Here is a 1,391-nt window from a genome sequence, read left to right as displayed (position 1 = left end):
TCGGCCAGCCGGGCCGGGTCCACGGTGCGGCCGGAGCGGACCAGGTCCCGGATTGCGTCGGTGACGTCCCAGATGTTGACGTTCATGCCGGCCAGTACCCGGCCGGCGGCCAGCCAGAAGGCGACGAACTCGCGGCCACGAGACTCTCGGCCCCAACCCCGAGGGCTGCGTCGCCCTCCTGAAGATCCGGCCGCTCCTGTTCGGCACAGCCTGGAAGGTACTGGACCTGTTCCTGGAGGAGTGCTTCCTCCAGGCTGGCGAGCAGCCCGACCAGGGCCGCGGGTTCAGCATGCAGTACAAGGGGAAACGTGCGCGACAGACCGTCGGAAGGCCGAGCTTCCTTCCGGCTGACGCCTACCAGGCTGCTGCTCTGACACGGCAGCTGTAGTTCGTGATCGGCGGTGGTGCGGTGCTGGTCAGCGGCTCAGGGGGCTGGCTGCGGGCATGGGTGCGGCCACCGCGATCATGATCTTGTGTGACGAAGAATCAGAGCGCGGTGGCCGTGGAGGTCACGGTAGCGCAGGCGGTGTGGCGCGAAGGCGTCGGGGCGTTCATGGGACTGGTGGCGGGATGCTTCCCGCGTCGTGAGACACGGCAGACGCTGCGGGAGGTGACCGAGGCGGTGCTGATGGGCCTGGAGCGGATCAACTGCTGGACATTGGCCGAGGCGTTGGGGCATTCCGGTCCGCACCGGCTGCAGCACCTCCTGTCCCGGGCCGTGTGGGACCACGAAGCCGTTCGCGATCATCTTGCCGTCTTCACGGTGGGTCGTCTCGCCGACGACCAGGCGGTGCTGGTGGTGGACGAGACCGGCGACGAGAAGTCCTCCACCGACGCGGTGGGTGCCGCGCGGCAGTACTCCGGTGCGCTGGGCGGGATCGGCCTGGCGCAGGTCGCCGTCCATCTCACCTACGCCGGCCGGTTGGGGCACGCGCTGATCGACCGCGCTCTGTACCTGACGAAGGACTGGGCCGCAGACGAGGAGCGGCGCGAGCTGACCGGCGTTCCCGACGACCTCGGCTTCGCCACCAAGCCCCAGTTGGCCGCTGACCTGCTGTCCCGTGTCCGTGCGGCCGGGCTGCCGTCCCGCTGGGTGGCCGCCGACGAGGTCTGCGGCGGACACGCTCTGTGCCAGCGGATACCCGAGCTCGGCTTCGACTACGCCCTCGCGGTCCCCGCCAGTCACCGCGTCACCACCGCCATCGGTCGCTTGAGCACTGCGGATGTACTGGCCAAGGTGCCCAGGCGGGCCTGGCAGAGGCTGCGGACCGGGCACGGCACCAAGGGCGACCGGCACTACGACTGGGCGATGGTCGAGATCACCGGCGACGACACCCCGCCCGGCCATCAGAGCGGACACAGCCTCCTGCTCGTGCGCCGCCACCGCTACA

The 1,391-nt window shown here is 69.9% G+C and carries 1 protein-coding gene; it reads left to right on the top strand.

The annotated features are described in order from the left end of the window. Window positions 1-475: 475 nt before the first annotated feature. A partial coding sequence (locus tag ACFW1A_RS40535; RefSeq protein ID WP_380418754.1) for an IS701 family transposase occupies window positions 476-1,391 on the top strand: 916 nt, incomplete at its 3' end.

The sequence above is a fragment of the Kitasatospora sp. NPDC058965 genome (assembly GCF_042741245.1).
In the GTDB taxonomy this organism is placed as follows: Bacteria; Actinomycetota; Actinomycetes; order Streptomycetales; family Streptomycetaceae; genus Kitasatospora.
This window is presented reverse-complemented; position numbering and strand designations above follow the sequence as displayed.